The sequence below is a fragment of the Streptomyces smyrnaeus genome, assembly GCF_017676345.1.
Taxonomy (GTDB): domain Bacteria; phylum Actinomycetota; class Actinomycetes; order Streptomycetales; family Streptomycetaceae; genus Streptomyces; species Streptomyces smyrnaeus.
The window spans coordinates 218,681-236,672 of the sequence record NZ_JAFFZM010000008.1 but is presented as its reverse complement, the minus strand read 5'-3'; the positions used below and the strand labels follow the sequence as shown (position 1 = coordinate 236,672).

The 17,992-nt window shown below is 70.4% G+C and carries 15 protein-coding genes; 7 read left to right on the top strand and 8 right to left on the bottom strand.

Annotation, left to right across the window (positions count from 1 at the left end; genetic code table 11):
- Positions 1-79 precede the first annotated feature (79 nt).
- A complete protein-coding gene (gene wrbA, locus JW613_RS15570) occupies positions 80-706 on the bottom strand; it encodes an NAD(P)H:quinone oxidoreductase (protein ID WP_209211405.1) in 627 nt (208 codons plus the stop codon).
- Between the two features lie 443 nt (positions 707-1,149).
- On the opposite strand from wrbA, the gene JW613_RS15565 reads away from it, so the two are divergent.
- The 6 genes from JW613_RS15565 (at position 1,150) to JW613_RS15540 (ending at position 9,873) form a co-directional block, all read left to right on the top strand.
- Positions 1,150-1,824 (top strand): TetR/AcrR family transcriptional regulator, encoded by a 675-nt coding sequence (locus JW613_RS15565; protein ID WP_209211404.1) that lies wholly within the window; start codon positions 1,150-1,152, stop codon positions 1,822-1,824.
- A gap of 476 nt (positions 1,825-2,300) precedes the next feature.
- Positions 2,301-3,857, top strand: coding sequence for an MFS transporter (locus JW613_RS15560; protein ID WP_209211403.1), 1,557 nt, complete (start codon positions 2,301-2,303; stop codon positions 3,855-3,857).
- A 709-nt stretch (positions 3,858-4,566) separates the two neighbouring features.
- Positions 4,567-5,583, top strand: coding sequence for a sigma-70 family RNA polymerase sigma factor (locus JW613_RS15555; RefSeq protein WP_099881893.1), 1,017 nt, complete (start codon positions 4,567-4,569; stop codon positions 5,581-5,583).
- Between the two features lie 274 nt (positions 5,584-5,857).
- Positions 5,858-6,619 (top strand): DeoR/GlpR family DNA-binding transcription regulator, encoded by a 762-nt coding sequence (locus JW613_RS15550; protein WP_209211402.1) that lies wholly within the window; start codon positions 5,858-5,860, stop codon positions 6,617-6,619.
- A 174-nt stretch (positions 6,620-6,793) separates the two neighbouring features.
- Complete coding sequence (gene pfkB, locus JW613_RS15545; RefSeq protein ID WP_209211401.1) at positions 6,794-7,762, top strand: 1-phosphofructokinase; 969 nt, start codon at positions 6,794-6,796, stop codon at positions 7,760-7,762.
- The gene (locus JW613_RS15540) at positions 7,759-9,873 is read left to right on the top strand and encodes a PTS fructose transporter subunit IIABC (protein WP_209211400.1); all 2,115 of its coding nucleotides are present in this window, start codon (positions 7,759-7,761) and stop codon (positions 9,871-9,873) included. Before pfkB ends, JW613_RS15540 begins: the two co-directional genes overlap by 4 nt.
- A 185-nt stretch (positions 9,874-10,058) precedes the next feature.
- Here the strand turns inward: JW613_RS15540 and JW613_RS15535 are convergent, their stop codons facing one another.
- Entirely contained in the window at positions 10,059-11,213 is a 1,155-nt protein-coding gene (locus JW613_RS15535; RefSeq protein ID WP_209211399.1) for a P1 family peptidase, read from the bottom strand.
- Between the two features lie 47 nt (positions 11,214-11,260).
- Between JW613_RS15535 and JW613_RS15530 the strand changes: the two genes are divergently transcribed.
- Positions 11,261-11,461 (top strand): hypothetical protein, encoded by a 201-nt coding sequence (locus JW613_RS15530; protein WP_209211398.1) that lies wholly within the window; start codon positions 11,261-11,263, stop codon positions 11,459-11,461.
- A gap of 193 nt (positions 11,462-11,654) precedes the next feature.
- Here the strand turns inward: JW613_RS15530 and mscL are convergent, their stop codons facing one another.
- The 6 genes from mscL to JW613_RS15500 all read right to left on the bottom strand — a co-directional run bounded on the left by mscL (position 11,655) and on the right by JW613_RS15500 (position 17,902).
- Positions 11,655-12,209, bottom strand: coding sequence for a large conductance mechanosensitive channel protein MscL (mscL, locus tag JW613_RS15525; RefSeq protein ID WP_209211397.1), 555 nt, complete (start codon positions 12,207-12,209; stop codon positions 11,655-11,657).
- A 174-nt stretch (positions 12,210-12,383) separates the two neighbouring features.
- Positions 12,384-12,968 carry a hypothetical protein gene (locus tag JW613_RS15520; RefSeq protein WP_307865912.1) on the bottom strand — a complete coding sequence of 195 codons (585 nt, stop codon included), beginning with the start codon at positions 12,966-12,968 and terminating at the stop codon, positions 12,384-12,386.
- Between the two features lie 160 nt (positions 12,969-13,128).
- Positions 13,129-13,965 carry an S-methyl-5'-thioadenosine phosphorylase gene (locus JW613_RS15515; RefSeq protein WP_209211396.1) on the bottom strand — a complete coding sequence of 279 codons (837 nt, stop codon included), beginning with the start codon at positions 13,963-13,965 and terminating at the stop codon, positions 13,129-13,131.
- Positions 13,966-14,046: 81 nt separating this feature from the next.
- Entirely contained in the window at positions 14,047-14,409 is a 363-nt protein-coding gene (locus JW613_RS15510) for an FmdB family zinc ribbon protein (RefSeq protein ID WP_099881877.1), read from the bottom strand.
- Positions 14,410-14,476: 67 nt separating this feature from the next.
- Entirely contained in the window at positions 14,477-15,847 is a 1,371-nt protein-coding gene (locus JW613_RS15505; RefSeq protein ID WP_209211395.1) for an MFS transporter, read from the bottom strand.
- 378 nt (positions 15,848-16,225) lie between these two features.
- Positions 16,226-17,902: a potassium/proton antiporter gene (locus JW613_RS15500; protein WP_245225709.1), complete on the bottom strand. Its 1,677-nt coding sequence runs from the start codon at positions 17,900-17,902 to the stop codon at positions 16,226-16,228.
- Between the last annotated feature and the right edge of the window lie 90 nt (positions 17,903-17,992).

Below are 17,992 nucleotides of genomic sequence, written 5' to 3'. Positions count from 1 at the left end.
ACCGCGGCGACTCTCAGGTCAACCGTTGCGGCGTCACGTCAACCGTGGCGACCACACGTCCCGTGGCGCCGCGCGCCGCTCACTGCTCGGCGAGACCGGCCTTGAGAGCTCGTGTCATCAGTACGACCCGCTCGGCCTGTACGCGGGCGGCCTTCAGCGCCGTGCCGTCGACCGGCTTCTGGCCCTGCGCGTCGACGTGGGAGGTGCCGTAGGGGTTGCCGTCCTCGAACTTCGAGGCATCTGTGTATCCGGGCGGGACGATGATGCCGCCGAAGTGGTGCGCCGAGTTGTACAGCGCCAGCAACGTGCTCTCCTGCCCGCCGTGTGCCGTGGAGGACGAGGTGAAGCCGCTGTAGACCTTGTCGGCGAGCCGTCCCTCCGCCCACAGCGGTCCGAGGGCGTCGAGGTACTGCTTCAGCTGGGAGGTGACGTTTCCGTAGCGGGTGGGGGTGCCCAGGATCGCCGCGTCCGCCCAGTCGATGTCGTCCGGTGCGGCCTCGGGGATGTCCGAGGTCTCGCGCGCGTTCGCGGCCCAGGCGGGGTTCGAGTCGATGGCGGACTGCGGAGCAAGCTCCCGCACGCGGCGCAGCCGGACCTCGGCGCCGGCCTTCTCCGCCGTGTCGGCGATCTCCTTGGCGAGGGTGGCGATGGTGCCGGTCGCCGAGTAGTAGATGACCGCGACCTTGACGGGGGTGGATGTGGACATTGCCGCTCCGTTCTCTCGTGGGGGCGGGTACAACCGGCCCTGGCGGGCGTGTACCGGCTGGGCGTCGGCTGTTCATTTGGCGCTTGGTGCTCGGTGGCTCAGCAGCCCAGTGCCTCAGCGACCCTGTTGGCGGGGTGGCGAGTGGCCGGGTGGCCGGAGGGCTGAACGACCGGTGGTCGAGTAGCCCGGAAGTCCGGCGACCAGTGACTCGCGACCCAACCGTTGGGCGTGAGGTGAGTCACAGCCGTCAGGGGAAATAACCGGGGAGTGCGTCCCCGTTTACGTAGGCGTTCCAGCGAAACGGGGAGTGGGTCCCCGGATCGAGGAGTACGCGCCGGCCACCGCAGTCGGTGAGCAGCGCAGTCAGTGCGTCCGTGCGGGTCACTGCACGGCTCGTCACGTCAGCCACCGCATCAGTCCGCCCTGGGAGTGAGGAGTCACAGATGGGCAGCGCAACCACCGCCACCAGGCGTGGCACTGCCGACACTGCCGACTGCGCAGCGCCCAAGGGTCGTGCTGACGCGGCTCGCAACCGCGAACGCATCCTCAACGCGGCCCGCGAGTCGTTCGTCATCCATGGGGCGGACGCGTCCCTGGATGAAATCGCTCGCACTGCGGGGGTCGGAAATGCGACCCTCTACCGGCACTTCCCCGACCGGGACTCGCTGGTGCACGGAGTGATGCATGCCGTCACCGAGCGGATCGCGGAGCGGGCGGAGCAGGCGCTCGCGGAGGAGGACAACTCCTTCGAGGCGCTGCGCCGCTTCGTGTTCGGCGCGGCGGCAGAGCGCATCGGAGCGCTCTGCCCCATCCTCTCGGGCCGCTTCGACCCCATGGAGCCGCAGTGTATGGCGGCCCGTACCCGGGTCGAAGAGCTCACCCACGAGCTGATTCGGCGGGGCCAGGAGGCGGGCGAGGTGCGATCCGACATCGACGTCGGTGACGTGATGGTCGCGCTCAGCCAGCTCACCCGGCCGCTGCCGGGCGTCGGCTGCCAGCGCATCGAACGTTTCGTCGAACGCCATGTGCAGCTCTTCCTCGACGGGCTGCGCGCTCCCGCCAAGTCCCAACTACCCGGCCACGCCGCGACTCTGGAGGAACTGCGACAGGACAACTGATCTTTGCAGCGCCGGCACAGTGCAGCCAGTGCCGCGCAGCCAGTGCGGCGCAGTCAGTGCAGCGCAGCTGGGCCGGCTCCAACGACGGAGCCGGAACCGGAGGCGGAGCCACGACTGCAGCCCGTACGGGGACAGCTGGCGGGCAGCTGCGTCGCAGTACGAGTGGTCGTCGCACCGCTCAATTTCCCTCTCCTCCCGAGTCCCTCCTCCCAGCACCTGGATCGGATCCGTACGAGCACGGGGGGCCCGCACGGATCCGACCCACCTGACCACCTGCCCATCTGCCACCCGTTCCTGACAGCTGACGCCTGGCACCGGACGCCTGAGGCCTGACACCGGACGTCAGGCCTCAGACGCCAGACGCCAGACACCAGACCTGGACGCCTGCTGAGAGCGGTGTTGTCACAACAACGTCTCCGGCAACGTCTCTTCAACGTCCCATTTTTCGTACTCCGCACCGTGAGGTAGGCACATCCATGCCAGAAACGCCATCTCCGGCCACCGCGCAGGCCGGGCTCGACCCCCGGCGCTGGAAGGCGCTGGCCTTCATCGCCATCGCGCAGCTCATGGTCGTCCTCGACGCGACGATCGTGAACATCGCGCTCCCTTCCGCTCAGACCGACCTGGGCATATCCGATGCCAACCGGCAGTGGGTCATCACCGCCTACGCCCTCGCGTTCGGCGGACTGCTGCTCTTCGGCGGTCGGATCGCCGACATGTGGGGCCGTAAGCGCGCCTTCGTGACCGGACTCGTCGGCTTCGCGGCAGCCTCCGCCCTCGGTGGCGCCGCGTCCGGAGAGGCCATGCTGCTGGCGGCGCGGGCGCTGCAGGGCGCGTTCGGCGCACTGCTCGCACCGGCCGCACTGTCCCTGCTCGCGGTGATGTTCACCGACGGCAAGGAGCGCGCCAAGGCGTTCGGCATCTACGGCGCCATCGCGGGTGGTGGCGGCGCGATCGGTCTGATCCTCGGCGGTGTGCTGACCGAGTACCTGGACTGGCGCTGGACGTTCTATGTCAACGTCCCGTTCGCGGTCGTCGCCGCCCTCGGTGCCGCCAGCGTCATCCGTGAGCCGTCCGGGACCCGGAACCGGTCCGCGCTCGACATCCCCGGCGTCGTTCTCTCCACGCTCGGCCTCGTCTCGCTGGTGTACGGGTTCACCCGTGCGGAGACGGACGGCTGGAGCGAGGGCGGCACCATCGGCATGTTCGTCGCGGCTGCTGTGCTGCTGGGCGCGTTCGCCCTGGTCGAGTCCAAGGTCCGGGCACCGCTGCTGCCGCTGCGCGTGGTCACCGACCGCAACCGCGGCGGGGTCTACCTGTCGCTCGGCCTGGCCGTCATCGCGATGTTCGGCCTCTTCCTGTTCCTGACGTACTACCTCCAGGTGGTCAAGGACTACTCGCCGGTGCGTACCGGTGTGGCCTTCCTGCCGATGGTGGTGGGCATGATCACCGGCTCGACCCAGATCGGGGCGCGGCTGATGAACCGCGTACCGGCCCGCCTGCTGATGGCGCCGGGCTTCCTGACTGCGGCGCTGGGCATGCTGCTGCTGACCCAGCTCGAGGTGGACAGCTCCTACCCGGCGCTGATCCTGCCCGCCATGGTTCTGCTGGGCCTCGGGCTCGGTACGGCGTTCATGCCCGCGATGTCCCTGGCCACGCACGGTGTACGGCCGAGTGACGCCGGTGTCGCCTCCGCGATGGTCAACACCTCCCAGCAGGTCGGCGGCGCCATCGGTACCGCGCTGCTGAACACCATCGCAGCCAGCGCCACAACCTCGTACGTCACCTCGCACGTCGGCGAGGCCACCAGCAAGCCCGCACAGAAGATGCTGCAGCTGGAAGCCATGGTGCACGGCTACACCTCGGCGATCTGGTGGGCGGTGGGCATCCTGCTCGTCTCGGCCACGATCGTCACGGTCTTCGTGAACGCCCGCGGCGGGGGCAACCAGGCCGCCCAGAAGAAGCTCGATGGCGAGACGGACGGCGACACCCCCGGCGGCGAGCCGGAGCCGGTGCTGGCGGCCATGCACTGACGGGCACCGGCTGCACTGACGGCACGACGGCGCTGACGCCAGGCGCGCGGCGTACGGCGTACGGCGTACGGCGTACGGCACTGTGCGGCGTAGCACGGCGCGGTGCATGACGCGGCACGGTGCGCGTACGACACTGGCGCGGCGCCCGGCTCGGGCCTTGCGGGCCCACAGAGTGACCGGCGGCCCTCGTACCTCCTCAGCAGGAGGGCGAGGGCCGCTTTCGTGCCTCTGCCCGCTTACCGGCGCCCCCTGCTTCGGTCCCAGCACCCCCTGCTTCCCTGGCCCAGGTTGCTTCCGCTCCCCGTGGGTCGGCACCGGCAGTGTGGCCAAGGCCGGGAGCGCGGGAGTACGGGAAGCCGAGAGGCCGGAAGGCTGTGAGGCCGGAAGGTCCACGCAACCAACGGGGATCATCAGCCGTCTAGTCGGGTGAAGGGTGTCGAAGAGGATGCCCGTCCGGCAGTCGCGGAGTGGCCCCCGAAAGCCTGCCCGGAGCAGCTCCACACCGCTCCGACCAGCGCATGAGCGCTTTCTGTCATTGTCCTGCCCGCATGGGTAGCCGCGCAGTCTACTGCATGATCGGAAAAATGTTGCGCAGGTTGGGAATTTAGTCCGGATTCCAGCCGTTGACATCTACGCAAGGCGGGCACCCGTGAAGTGTCCGAGTCAGCCACCAGGCCAAAGTTTTCAGACCACTCGCAAGGGAGCACGCATGGCAACCCGTGCCGTCGCCCGTCGTCAGGAGAACACGACCGGTGTCTCCGACACGGCAAGCAGTGTTCGCGCCGCAGGCAGCGAAGTCGCGGACCGCGACCTGGTCGGCATGTATCTCGACGAGATCGCCCGCACGCCGCTGCTGGACGCCGCCAAGGAAGTCGAGCTCTCGCTCGCGATAGAAGCGGGCGTCTATGCCCAGCGTATCCTCGACGGTCTTGAGAAGCCGATCTCGAGCGACTCGGCCAGCGCGACCGCGAGCCGTGAGGAGCTGGAAGCCGTCGTTGCCGAGGGCGAGCGGGCCAAGGACATCTTCATCCGCTCCAACCTCCGCCTCGTGGTGGCCGTAGCCCGCCGCTACCCGCGCAGCGGCCTGCCCCTGCTGGACCTGATCCAGGAGGGCAACGCCGGACTCGTGCGCGCAGTGGAAAAGTTCGACTACACCAAGGGCTTCAAGTTCTCCACCTACGCGACGTGGTGGATCCGCCAGGCCATCACCCGCTCCATCGCCGACCAGTCCCGCACCATCCGGCTTCCCGTCCACCTTGTGGAGGAGCTGGGCCGCATCCGCCGAGTGCAGCGCGAGTTCAACCGCGAGCACGGCCGCGACCCGGAGCCGGCGGAGGTGGCCGCGGAGCTCAACTCCACCCCGGAGCGGGTCACGGACGTGCTCGACTGGGCACGCGACCCTGTCAGCCTGAACATGTCGGTCGACGACGAGGGCGAGACCCAGTTCGGTGACCTGCTGGAGGACACCTCGGCCGCGTCCCCGGAGCAGTCCGTGCTCACGGTGCTGCGCCGGGAGGAGCTCGACGACCTCATCAGCAGGCTCGACGACCGCACGGCCTCCATCATCAAGGCCCGCTACGGCATGGTCGACGGCCGTGAGCGCACGCTCACCGAGGTCGGCAAGCAGCACGGCCTCACCCGCGAGCGCATCCGCCAGATCGAGAAGCATGCCCTTCTGGAACTGAAGAAGATGGCCCATGACACGGGCTTCGACGAGGCCGCGTAAGAGCCCGCAGGCGGGCTCTTACGAGCCCGCCCCGCCCGTCGCCCCCACAGACGAGCCCCGGTGCCTTCCCCCGAGCGCCGGGGCTCTTTCCTGTCTGCTTCTCCTTCTCTCCCCCCGGCCCCCGGCCCCCCGCCCCACCCCTCACCGCCTCCCTCCTCCTGCGCCGTGTCTGTTCGTGCCCGAAAAGGCGCCCGAACGTGTTTACTTTCCGGTCACCCGGTCGTAGTCTCCCGAGTAACCCACATGACCGGGCACAGAACGGACCTGAACCCACATGTACGCACCTGAGCGCCAGCAGGCCATCCTCCGTCTCGCGGAGGAGCAGGGCCGTGTGGACGTGCTGTCGCTGGCGGCCGAGTTCGATGTCACCGCCGAGACGGTGCGCCGTGACCTCAAGGCTCTGGACCGCGCCGGACTCGTGCGCCGCGTCCACGGTGGTGCCATCCCCGCAGGGCGTCTCGACTTCGAGCCCGACCTGGCTTCCCGGGAGTCGGCGGCGACCGACGAGAAGGAGCGCATCGCGCAGGCCGCCCTCGCCGAGCTGCCCCCGGAGGGAAGCGTGGTGCTCGACGCCGGCAGCACCACGGCCCGGCTCGCCACGGTCATTCCCATGGACGCCTCGCTGACGGTCGTGACCCACGCCCTTCCCACCGCAGCCCGTCTGGCCGACCATGCCGGGATCGAACTGCACATCGTCGGCGGGCGGGTACGACACCGCACTCGTGCCGCCGTCGACGCGTGGGCCCTGCGGACCTACGGGGAGATCAAAGCCGACGTCCTCTTCCTCGCCACCAACGGCTTCTCCGTCGCCGGTGGACTCACCACCCCCGATCTTGCCGAGGCGGCCGTCAAGCGCACGATCATGGCGGCGGCCCGGCACGTCGTTCTGCTCGCTGATTCCACCAAAGCGGGACAGGAGTATTTCGCCCGCTTCGGTGACCTGTCACAGGTCGACCTCCTCATCACCGACACCGGACTGAGCCAGGACGAGGCGCGCGCCATCGAAGCCCAAGGCACCAAGGTCAAACGCGTCTGAGGCGCCTCCGGGCCCGCCCACTGCCCACACCCCCGCCCCACCTCGTTCCGACCCCAGCCCCCTCTTTTCCGTCCCCGCTCCTCCGTCCCCTGCTCCTTCTTCTCCCTCCCCCGTCCCCCCCGCCAGGCACCGTCCCCGTCGCTCCGGCGCATCGCAACAACTCTGGAACCACCTATGACCGTCCTCACCGTCACCCCCAATCCCAGCCTCGATCGCACATACGAGATTCCGGCTCTCGACCGTGGGGCCGTGCTGCGAGCCGGTGCCGACCGTGTCGACCCGGGCGGCAAGGGGGTCAACGTGTCCCGCGCGGTTGCCGCTGCGGGCCATCCCACGGTCGCCGTCCTGCCGGTCGGTGGCCCGGAAGGCGCCCTCCTTTCGCAGCTCCTCAGCGATCTCGGTATCGCGGTGGCCGGTGTGCCGGTGCAGGGCTCGACCCGGGTCAACATCTCCCTGGCCGAACCGGACGGCACCCTGACCAAGATCAACGCTGCCGGTCCCCACATCGGCGCGGCGGAGTCCCAGTCGCTCCTAGACACTCTTGCCGCCGAAGCCGCCTCGAGCCGGGCGCGCTGGCTCGTGTGCTGCGGCAGCCTGCCGCGGGGCCTCGCGCCCGAGTGGTACGCGGCAGTCGTCACCCGGGCCCGCGAGAACGGGGTCCGTGTCGCGCTCGACACCTCGGGCCCCGCCCTCGCGGCAGCCCTCCCCGCGCAGCCCGACGTGGTCAAGCCCAACGCCGACGAACTCGCCGAGGTCGTCGGCCGCCCCCTCACCACCGTCGGGGATGCCGTCAAGGCAGCCGACGAGGTGCGGGGCGCCGGCGCGGGAGCGGTGCTGGCCAGCCTCGGCGCCACAGGACAGCTCCTGGTGGACGCCACCGGCACCTACTTCGCAACCGCTCCCGTCGCCACCGTCCGCAGTGATGTGGGTGCGGGCGACGCCTCGTTGGCGGGCTTCCTGACCGCCGGCGGCGCCCGGGCCCAGGCACTGGTCTCGGCCGTGGCGCATGGCGCAGCCGCCGTCCAACTGCCCGGCAGCCAGATGCCCACTCCGGACGACATCCGTCCGGAAGCGGTCACCGTGACCACCGACGTCCCCTTGGACCTCCCCCTTCTCCCCGATGTCAACGGAGCCGTCCGATGAGCCAGTTGATCACAGCGGAGCTGGTCGATCTCGATCTGTCCGCCACCACCAAGGCCGATGCCGCCCGCTCGCTCGCCGAGCGGATGGTCTCGCAGGGCCGTGTCACCGACCTCGAAGGTTTCCTCGCCGATGTCGAGGCCCGCGAGGCTCAAATGCCGACGGGCCTCGAAGGAGGCATCGGCATACCCCACTGCCGCAGCACTCACGTCACCGAGCCCACGCTGGCGTTCGGCCGTCCCCGATCGCCGATCGTCTTCGGTGCCACCGACGGCCCGGCGGACCTCATCTTCCTGATCGCGGCCCCTGACGGCGCTGACAGCGACCACTTGACGATCCTGTCCTCCCTCGCCCGCCATCTGGCCGACCCCGGGTTCACTGCCGCTCTGCGCTCCGTGTCGGACGCGGAACGGGCGTCGGCACTCATCCGTGGAGACGCCGATCCGGGCACGCCTTCCTCCGACGGGCAGCCCGAGACGTCGGGCGAGACGTCCGACACATCGGCGGACCCGGACTCCGGGCCGGAGCACGCCGAGCGCACCGAGCCGTCGACGCAGTCGCAGTCGCAGCCGCAGCAGCCGCAGCGGTCCAGTGACCGGGAGTCCGGAGCCTCGGCCTCGGAGCCCTTCCGGATCGTGGCCGTCACTTCCTGCCCCACCGGTATCGCCCACACCTACATGGCGGCTGAGTCGCTGGAGAGAGCGGCCGAGGAGGACGCGTCCAGCACCGTCGTCACGGTCGAGACCCAGGGCTCCGCCGGTTTCCAGCGGCTCGACCCCTCGGTGATCGCTGCCGCGGACGCCGTGATCTTCGCCCACGACGTCGAGGTCCGGGAACGGGAACGCTTCGCAGGGAAGCCCACCGTCGATGTCGGGGTCAAGGCCGCCATCAACCGTCCCGCCGAACTCATCGAGGAGGCCCGGACCAAGGCCGCGCGCGGTGAGTCCTCGCCCAAGGCCTCGGCCGCCGTCCCCATGGACAAGGGGGCCGCAGAAGGTGACGGGTTCGGGACCCGGCTGCGCACCTGGCTGATGACCGGGGTCAGCTACATGGTCCCCTTCGTCGCCGCGGGCGGGCTGCTGATCGCTCTGTCGTTCGCCATCGGCGGGTACGAGATCGCCGACGCCAAGTCCGTCGCCGACCACTTCGTGTGGACCGAGGCCCACAGCTGGGCCGCCCTGCTCAACCAGATCGGCGGGCTCGCCTTCGGCTTCCTCGTGCCCGTCCTGGCGGGCTACATCGCCTACGGCATGGCCGACCGGCCCGGTCTCGTGCCCGGTTTCGTGGGCGGTGCTGTGGCCGTCCAGATTCAGGCGGGCTTCCTCGGCGGGCTGGTGGCCGGACTGCTCGCAGGCGCCATCGTGATGGCGATCCAGAAGGTCGATATCCCGGCCGTACTGCGCGGCATCATGCCGGTCGTCGTCATCCCGCTGATCTCGTCCGCGATCGTCGGCGCGCTGATGTTCGTGGTCGTCGGAAAGCCGATCGCCACCGCGCAGAAGGCCATGACCGACTGGCTGGGCGGACTGACCGGCACCAACGCCGTCCTGCTCGGGCTCCTCATCGGCCTGATGATGTGCTTCGACCTGGGCGGGCCCGTCAACAAGGTCGCCTACACCTTCGCCACCGGAGGCATCGCCAGCGCCGACCCCGGCAACGGCAGCCTGATGGTCATGGCCGCCGCCATGGGCGCCGGAATGGTGCCGCCGCTGGGCATGGCGCTCGCCACCACCGTGCGGGGCAGCCTCTTCACCAAGACCGAGCGGGAGAACGGCAAGGCCGCTTGGGTGCTCGGTGCCTCCTTCATCAGCGAGGGAGCCATTCCGTTCGCCGCGGCCGACCCGCTGCGGGTGATCCCCGCCTCGATGGCCGGAGGAGCTGTCACCGGTGCGCTCTCGATGGCCTTCGGGAGCACCCTGCGAGCCCCCCACGGCGGAATCTTCGTCGTGCCGCTGATCGGGTCCCCGCTGCTCTACCTCGTCGCCATCGCGGCCGGAACTGTTGTCACGGCCGGTCTGACTCTCGTCCTCAAGGGCGCCCGTAAGCAGGCCCCGAAGGCGGAGAGCGCCCCGGCGCAGGACAGCGGGGATGCACGCGTCCCGGCAGGTGTCTGAACCGGACCTGTCGGGCGGTCCCGGCGACAGTGCTGTTCCACAGTGCGTCGCCGGGACCGTGCCGGTTGGACGGCGCGGCGCCGGGACGGTGCCGGCAGGCGTCCGCTCCACACGCGCTCGGCGCGGTGCGCGGGTCGGCTCCAGGCGTGGCCACCTTCCCCTCGGCGCCCGGCGCGCTGCCCTCGTCAGCTGTCGGCGTCGGGCTCCCGGTCCGCCACGGTCCGTCCGTCCCCGTCCGGCCCGCGGAGCCCAGGGCCGTAGAGATCGTTGTAGGAGGGAAAGACCCCGCCGGGGCCGTCCACACCGTCCGCTGCCCGCACCGCTTTGACCACCGCGCGGGTCACCACGTCGGCTCCCGCGGCCAGTACTTCGTTGAACTCGCCGCTCCCCAGCTCGCGGGCGCCCGTGGCCAGCGCGAACACCGTGTCCCCGTCGTGCATCAGATGCACCGGGCGCACCGCCCTCGCCAGCCCGTCGTGGGCGCTGCCCGCCATCCGCTGGGCCTGCGGGCGGGCCAGTCCCGCATCCGTTCCCAGCACCACCAAGGTGGTGTTCAAGGCGGGCCGGAGTGTCCCCGCAGCGCGCCTGGCGGTTTCCTCCTTCGCCTCCGAGCGCAGCATCTCCGCCTCCGCGTGCTCGTCCTCGGTCGGGATGTGCGGCAGGCCGTCGGCCAGTTCGCCGTAGAGCACGCCCGTCGCCGGGTCCGTCGCCGACCCGGCCGCGTTGAGCACCACCAGGGCGCCGATCACCGTTCCGGAGGCCAGCCGGGTACTCGCCGTGCCTATGCCGCCCTTGAGGCCACCGACAACAGCACCTGCACCGGCGCCAACACTCCCTTCCGCCACCGGCGCGCCCGGTTCCGTCGCGGCCGCCGCCTCCACCGCCTCGCGACCCAGCGCCGCGTCCGGCCGGGCGTTCCAGCGTCCGCCCCGTCCCAGGTCGAAGATGACCGCTGCCGGAACGACCGGCACCACCTGTGAGGGGTCGGCGCCCACCTGGACGCCGCGGCCCTGCTCCTCCAGCCAGCCCATCACGCCCGAGGCGGCGTCCAGACCGAATGCGCTGCCGCCGCTGAGGACGACGGCGTGGATGCGCTCGACCAGATTGCGCGGGTCCAGCGCGTCCGTCTCCCGGGTCCCCGGGGCTCCGCCCCGAGCGTCCACCCCCGCGACGGCGCCCTCCTGCGGAGTCAGCACCACCGTCGTACCGGTCAGCCAGCCGTCCTCGGTCCGCTGTGCGTGACCCACGCGCAGGCCGGGCACATCGGTCAGCGCGTCCCGCGCGCCGGTCGGCGGTTGCTGCTGCGCGGGGCGCGGCTCCTGGGCGTCGTGAGTGTCCATGAAGCATCAATACCAGCAGGCGCATGCGACGGCCGTACGCTTGAGCCATGAGCGTCGACCCGCAGCCCCCCGTCCGGCCGGACACCCCGCGCGACGCGGTGGCCTCGCTGATCTTCGACGACCCGCTGAGCCGTCCGTCGTCCGACGACACGGACCGGGGCTGGGGCGAGGGGTCGGGCGGCGCGTCCGGGGGAGCCGAGGCCGACCTCGCGCGCTTCCTCGACGAGAAGCCGCCCCACCACCTCTGACCCCGGCCCAGCAGGCCGTACCGCGCCCGCTCCCGGCCCCCAGGTGTGCGCTGCCCGGTCCGGGGGCCCCGGCCCCGGCTCTTGGTACGGGCACGGTCGCCGTCACCCGGGCGGGAGCCGTTCCCGCTCTCCGGGCAAGGGCCGTTCCTGCTCTCCGGGCGGGAGCGGGGCGCCGAGGGCGCGGACTTCCGCGCTACTTGTTCGTGCTGATGCCGCTGCCGCGTTGCGGTCCCACCGAGCCGTGCGGGCCGGCCGTTGCGCTGCCGTCGTCGGCCTCGGGGGAGCCGTTCTCGCCCGCGCGCTGTGCGAGCAGCACATCGCGGATCTCCGTCAGCAGTTCGACCTCGGTCTTGGGCACCTCCACCGGGCCCGCCTTGGCCTGCTGGCGCTCCTTGAACTTGTTCATCGGCAGGATCATGAGGAAGTAGACGACCGCCGCCGTGATCAGGAAGGTCAGCGTGGCGCTGAGCACCGGGCCCCAGTGGATCGGGATGCCGTCCACCACCTCGCCCGTCGAGCTGTACTCGCAAGGGCCCTTCAGGCAGGAGCGGTACTTGTCCAGATCCTTGGTCCCGACAGCACCGACAAGTGGGTTGATGAATCCGTTGACGACGGCGTCGACGATCTTGCTGAAGGCTGCCCCGACGACCACGGCAACGGCCAGCTCGACCACGTTGCCGCGCATCAGGAATTCCTTGAAGCCGGTCAGGACGCCCTTCTTCTCGGGTGCGGGTGCGTCGTTGCTCAACGGACTTCCTCTTCCAGAACCAGGTGACGATGCGGACTGCGAGCGGGAGACCGAGGGCGCACGGGACTGCGATCGGCACCCACGGACGAAACAGGCGGCTCGCCTGACCCGGAACACGGTGGTCCATGCGCAGGCGACCCAGGTGCCCCCGGCGTGACCGGGGCAGGAGGCGACTCAGCACAGCGTCACCGCCAACCGGGACTTCGCCGCGGCGCCCGCCAGTGCTGCCGCCGTCCGCCGGGGGACGACGACAACGATCAGGGCGCCCTCGGCTCCGCCGCCCGAGACAGTGTCCCGGTACTTCGGCACCTGGGCTACTCGGGCATTTGTGGCCACGACTCGGGCGGAGGTGCTCTTGGACGTGCTCGCCAGTACGTCGATCCGGTCGCCGGGGCTCAGCAGCCGGACCATGGCCGGGTCGGCGATGCGCACAGGTGCGGAGACGGGAGCCGTCTGAGCACCCTCGTGCGTGACGGATCTCTCATCGCCCGGCCGGGTCCCTGCCCGCCCGTCGGCCCTGCTGTCGGTGGCGTCCTGTGCCGCGCCGCCGCCCGGCGCGGCGACCGCGAGGCCCGCCGCGGTGACGGCCAGCGCCACCGAGAGGGCCCTGCGGCGTCCCGGCGCCCCGCGCCGTAACCGGCGGCCACCGCGCCCGGCGCGTACAGGGGGGAAGTCGGGAACGGGCGCGCGTGAGCGCGTACGAAGGGGCAGGTCCTCGGGGAGGGCACGCTCGGGAAGGGGATTCCGGGATCGGGGCACGACGTTCACCACCAGCCATCACAGGGAGAAGAACCGCCTGTTCACGGCCTTCGGTGACTACGGTGAACCCATCGGCGGAATCCCGCTGACGACCCCGGAAATCTGTGGATGACCGGAGAGTTGTGGACAACTCCGTCACCCGGGAGGGGGACGGGGCTGGTCAGGGAAGGGTGATCCCGGGCTGCAGTCCGCCCAGCGCCGAACCGCACTCGCACTTGCGTGCGTCCACGGCGGGCAGCTCGCGTACGGCGTCGAACAGGACCTCGCGCAACCGGCCGATGTTCTCGCCGAAGACCCGAAGCACCTCCTCGTGCGAGACGCCGTCCCCGGCCTCGGCACCCGCGTCCAGGTCGGTGACCAGGGCCAGCGAGGAGTAGCACAGCTCCAGCTCGCGGGCGAGGATCGCCTCGGGGTGGCCGGTCATGCCGACGACGGCCCAGCCCTGTGCCGCGTGCCAGCGGGACTCGGCGCGGGTGGAGAAACGCGGGCCCTCGATCACGCACAGCGTGCCGCCGTCCACCGCTTCCCAGCCCTTGCCCCGGGCGGCCCGCAGCGCCGCCTGGCGGCCGGCGTCGCAGTACGGGTCGGCGAAGGCGACATGGATGACCTGGGGAATGCTGCCGTCGGCGAGGGGCTCTCCGTCGAAGAAGGACTGCTGCCGCGACTTCGTACGGTCCACCAACTGGTCCGGCACCACGAGCGTGCCCGGGCCGTACTGCGGCTGCAGACCGCCGACCGCGCACGGAGCGATGATCTGCCGTACGCCCACCGAGCGCAGCGCCCACATGTTGGCGCGATAGTTGATGCGGTTCGGGGGCAGGTGGTGAGCGCGGCCGTGGCGCGGAAGGAAAGCCACCCGGCGTCCGCCGGTCTCTCCCAGGAAGAGCGAGTCACTCGGCGACCCATAGGGCGTCTCGACAGTGATCTCGGTCACATTGTCGAGAAAGGAGTAGAAGCCGGAACCGCCGATGACGCCGATCTCTGCCTGTTCGCTCATGCCGTCACCCTAAGGGCGCACACCTGGCGCTGGGCAGGGGGACGAAGCAGGCCCGGCGGACGGGCCTGCCGAGCGCTCGGTTCAGGCCGAAGTGCCCGCCTTGGCGGTGCTCTTGCTGTCGCTCTTGCCGGAGGACTTCGACTCCGAGGAGGACGAGCTGGAGGACGACGAGTCCGAAGAGGAGGACGAGCCCTTGGAGTCGCCGTTCTTGCCGGACGAGTCCGAGGACGAGCTGCTGGAGGCGGGGCTGCTGCTCGACGAGGAGCTACTACGGCTGTCGTTGCGGTAGAAGCCGGAGCCCTTGAAGACGATGCCGACCGCCGAGTAGACCTTCTTGAGGTGGCCCTGGCAGCCGGGGCACTCGGTCAGCGAGTCGTCCGTGAACTTCTGCACCACCTCGAGGCCCTCGCCGCACTCGGTGCACTGGTACTGATAGGTCGGCACGTTCTTCCTCCTGGCACTCTCACTTGTTGAGTGCTAACAACGGTCAATAGTGCAGCATTCCAGCGCGTCAGTCCACCGGGACCGAGGTTCGGTGACCCAGCCCACGTGCTGCGACCAGTCCGTTGTGGGCGGGGTGCAGCGCCTTTTTGAAGCTCAGCAGCACCAGCAGGGCGAGACCCGTACCGGCCAGTGGGGTGAGGAAGCCCGACCCGGCTCCGGAGTGGTCCGCGAGTTGCCCCGCCACTGTCGAACCCGTCGCCTGGCCCAGCGCCACCGCTCCGGTCAGCCAGGTGAGCGCCTCGGTCCGGGCACCGGCCGGGACCAGCGTCTCGATCAGCGTGAAGCAGGTGATCATGCACGGGGCCACGCACAGCCCGGTCAGCGCACCGAGCGCGCCCAGCAGCACCGCCCACGGCCCCAGCTGCGCAGTCAGCGCCACCAGCGCGGCAGCCGCCACCAGCGCCGGGTAGGCGGTCAGCAGCCGGGTCTGGGGCCCGCGCTTCCAGCGGATGGCGCCCACGACGACGGCAGCCAGCATGTTGCCCGCCGCGAAGACGCCGTACATCACGCCGTTGATGCCCGGCTGACCGATCGACTCGGTGAACGCGGTGAGCGAGACCTGCATCCCGCCGAAGACCATCCCGATTCCGAGCAGCGCCGCCACGAGCACCCGCGCCCCCGGCACGGCCAGTGCGGACGTCGACCGCCCGGCGGCCTGCGGGACGTCGGTGCCGGTCCGCTCACCGGCGCCGGCGCGCGCACGGGCCGGAGCAGGCTGTGTACGGCGCTGTGCGGCGAAGACGAGGCCGCCCACCAGCGAGACGCCTGCCTCGGCGGCGAGACCCGCGGCGGGATGCACTCCCGTGCACAGCGCCGTGGCGAGCACCGGGCCGACCACGAAGGTGAACTCGTCCGTCACCGACTCGAAGGCCGCCGCCGTGTTCATCAGCGGGGACCCCTGCAGCCGCGCCGCCCAGCGGGCTCGCACCATGGGGCTGATCTGCGGTGCGGTGGCACCGGCCGGCACCGCCGCGACGAACAGCACCCACAGCGGCGCGCCCAGGAGGGCAGCGGCGATCAGGGCCGCGACGGTGAGCACGTGCAAGAACACCTGGGGGACGAGGACGGCGCCCTGTCCGAACCGGTCGGCGAGCCTGCCGCTCTGCGGCGCGATGAGGGCCATCGAGATGCCCGCCGTCGCCGAGACGGCACCTGCCAGGCCGAACGATCCGGTGGTGTGCTGGACGAGCAGCACGATGCTGATCGTCAGCATCGCGTAGGGCTGGCGGGCCAGGAAGCCGGGCAGCAGGAAGGACCAAGCTCCCTCGGTGCGCAGCAGCTGTCCGTATCCCGGGCGCTGGGAGGAGCGCCCGGAGCGCCGGTTCTCTCGCGCCTCGTCGGTCTGTGCGTGGTTGGTCTCGGTGGCCGGGGATTCCACGGCCGGGCCTTTCTGCCGCCTGGTAGCGCGTTCGGTGTGACGCGCCGAGAGCTGTCCTCTCGCGCAGGACCGGGGTAGATACCCGGTCCGATGCAGGGGTGGGCTTTCCGGACCGTGGCCGCCGAGCGGTCGCGCCAGCTCTGCGTCAGGCAGAGTCGGGGTGTTTCTTTCCGCACTGAGGATAACGGGCTCAGGCAGTTTTTCGTAAAACGTGACACAAGCCCGGCGGCACCGGCCCACAGCCCTGCCGCGCCGCCACGGCGTGCGCCACTGCACCACCCAGGCTCCACAGCGCCGCCACGGTGGCCACCGCTGCATCAGCCGGCGGCCACCGGCGCACTGCGCACTGTCTCGGCAGTCGCCGCTCGGCCCCGGCGGTCACCGGCGTATGGCCGTGCTGCCTCCCGAGCTCAGCCAGCCGGCGAGCTTGCCGCCGCGACTGACCGACAGCAGGCGTCGTTCGGCGGCGTCGCGCACCTGGTCCGTGGTGACGACCAGAAGCTCGTCACCGTGTTGCAGCACGGTGGAGGGCAGGGGTACGAAGCTGGCACCGTCGCGCACCACCAGGGTGACGGCGGCGCCCGCCGGAAGGCGCAGTTCGGTGATCTCGACGCCGTGCATCCGGGACGTCGAGGGGATCGCCACGGACAGCAGATGTCCGCGCAGCCGCTCCAGTGGCGCGGATTCGATGTCGAGGTCCGCCGCCTCGTCCCTCTCGTTCAGCCGCAGCTTCCGGGCCAGCCAGGGCAAGGTCGGTCCCTGGAGCACGGTGAAGACGACGACCAGCACGAAGACGATGTTGAAGATGCGCCGGCTGCCCTCGACGTCGGCGACCATCGGGATGGTCGCCAGCACGATGGGCACGGCCCCCCGCAGCCCGGCCCAGGAGAGCAGCACCTTGTCCTGCCAGGGCAGGCGGAACCGCTCCAGGCAGAGGAAGACCGACAGCGGGCGGGCGACCAGGGTGAGGGCCAGCCCGATCAGCACGGCGGGCCAGAAGTCCTTCCACAGGTCGTGCGGTGTCACCAGCAGCCCAAGCAGTACGAAGAGGCCGATCTGCGCCATCCAGGCCACTCCGTCGGCGAAGCTGCGGACAGCGGGACGGTGCGGCAGTTTGCCGTTGCCCAGGATCAGCGCTGCGACATAGACGGCGAGGAAGCCGGAACCGTGTGCCATCGCGCCGCCGGCGTACGCCAGGAAGCACAGCGCCATCACGGCGATGGGGTACAGCCCGGACGCGGGCAGCGCCACATGGCGCATGCCCAGCTCACCGAGCTTGCCGACGACCAGACCCACCAGCAGTCCGATGGCCAGCTCGACGATGATCTGGCCCAGTAGGAAGTACCAGGTGTGGTGCTCCGTGCCGAGCGAGGCAAAGGTGACGACCAGCAGCACGACAGGTGCGTCGTTGAACCCGGACTCGGCCTCCAGCACGCCGGTGAGCCGTTTGGGCAGCGGCACCCTGCGCAGCACGGAGAAGACGGCGGCGGCGTCCGTCGAGGAGACCACCGCGCCCATCAGGAGCGAGGCCTGCCAGTCGAGTCCGATCAGGTAGTGGGCGGCCAGCGCCGTGACGGTCACGCTGATGGCCACGCCGAACGTCGACAGCACGGCGGCCGCAGGCACAGCGGGCCGGATGTCACGCCATTTCGTACTGAGTCCGCCCTCGGCGAGGATCACCACCAGGGCGGCGTATCCGAGGACTTGGGTCAGCGCGGCGTCGGAGAAGGCGAAGCCGATGCCGTCCTGGCCTATGGCGATGCCTATCCCGAGGTAGACGAGCAGGCTGGGCAGCCCGCTGCGCGAGGAGAGACGGACCGCCGCGACGGCGATGAGCAGGACGAGGGCGCTGAAGAGCAGTAGCTGGTTGAGGCTGTGGACGGTCAGGGCACGGTCCTCTCTGGCCGGGGCTCTCTCCTTGAGTGCACGAGTCGGTTGCTCCGGGCGCGGGGAATCGGCGCCTGAAGGCGGGTTCTTGAGCGGGCGGACTGGTACGTGGGGCGGTCCTGACGGTCTCCTGACGCTTTCCTGATGAGTTCTTAACGCGCCGCCCATGGCGGGGCGCGGCTCCCGGACGGATGTCCGGCAGCGGCTAGTTCGTTTGGGTAGCTAACAATTTACCATTGCTTGAATATGCCGCCGGGA

Coding starts and splice junctions, on each gene's coding strand:
- JW613_RS15530 (WP_209211398.1), top strand. CDS start 11,261: ATGAGCGTCGACCCGCAGCCCCCCGTCCGGCCGGACACCCCGCGCGAC.
- JW613_RS15500 (WP_245225709.1), bottom strand. CDS start 17,902: ATGGGCGGCGCGTTAAGAACTCATCAGGAAAGCGTCAGGAGACCGTCA.
- JW613_RS15540 (WP_209211400.1), top strand. CDS start 7,759: ATGAGCCAGTTGATCACAGCGGAGCTGGTCGATCTCGATCTGTCCGCC.
- pfkB (WP_209211401.1), top strand. CDS start 6,794: ATGACCGTCCTCACCGTCACCCCCAATCCCAGCCTCGATCGCACATAC.
- JW613_RS15565 (WP_209211404.1), top strand. CDS start 1,150: ATGGGCAGCGCAACCACCGCCACCAGGCGTGGCACTGCCGACACTGCC.
- JW613_RS15535 (WP_209211399.1), bottom strand. CDS start 11,213: ATGGACACTCACGACGCCCAGGAGCCGCGCCCCGCGCAGCAGCAACCG.
- JW613_RS15515 (WP_209211396.1), bottom strand. CDS start 13,965: ATGAGCGAACAGGCAGAGATCGGCGTCATCGGCGGTTCCGGCTTCTAC.
- JW613_RS15560 (WP_209211403.1), top strand. CDS start 2,301: ATGCCAGAAACGCCATCTCCGGCCACCGCGCAGGCCGGGCTCGACCCC.
- JW613_RS15550 (WP_209211402.1), top strand. CDS start 5,858: ATGTACGCACCTGAGCGCCAGCAGGCCATCCTCCGTCTCGCGGAGGAG.
- JW613_RS15555 (WP_099881893.1), top strand. CDS start 4,567: ATGGCAACCCGTGCCGTCGCCCGTCGTCAGGAGAACACGACCGGTGTC.
- wrbA (WP_209211405.1), bottom strand. CDS start 706: ATGTCCACATCCACCCCCGTCAAGGTCGCGGTCATCTACTACTCGGCG.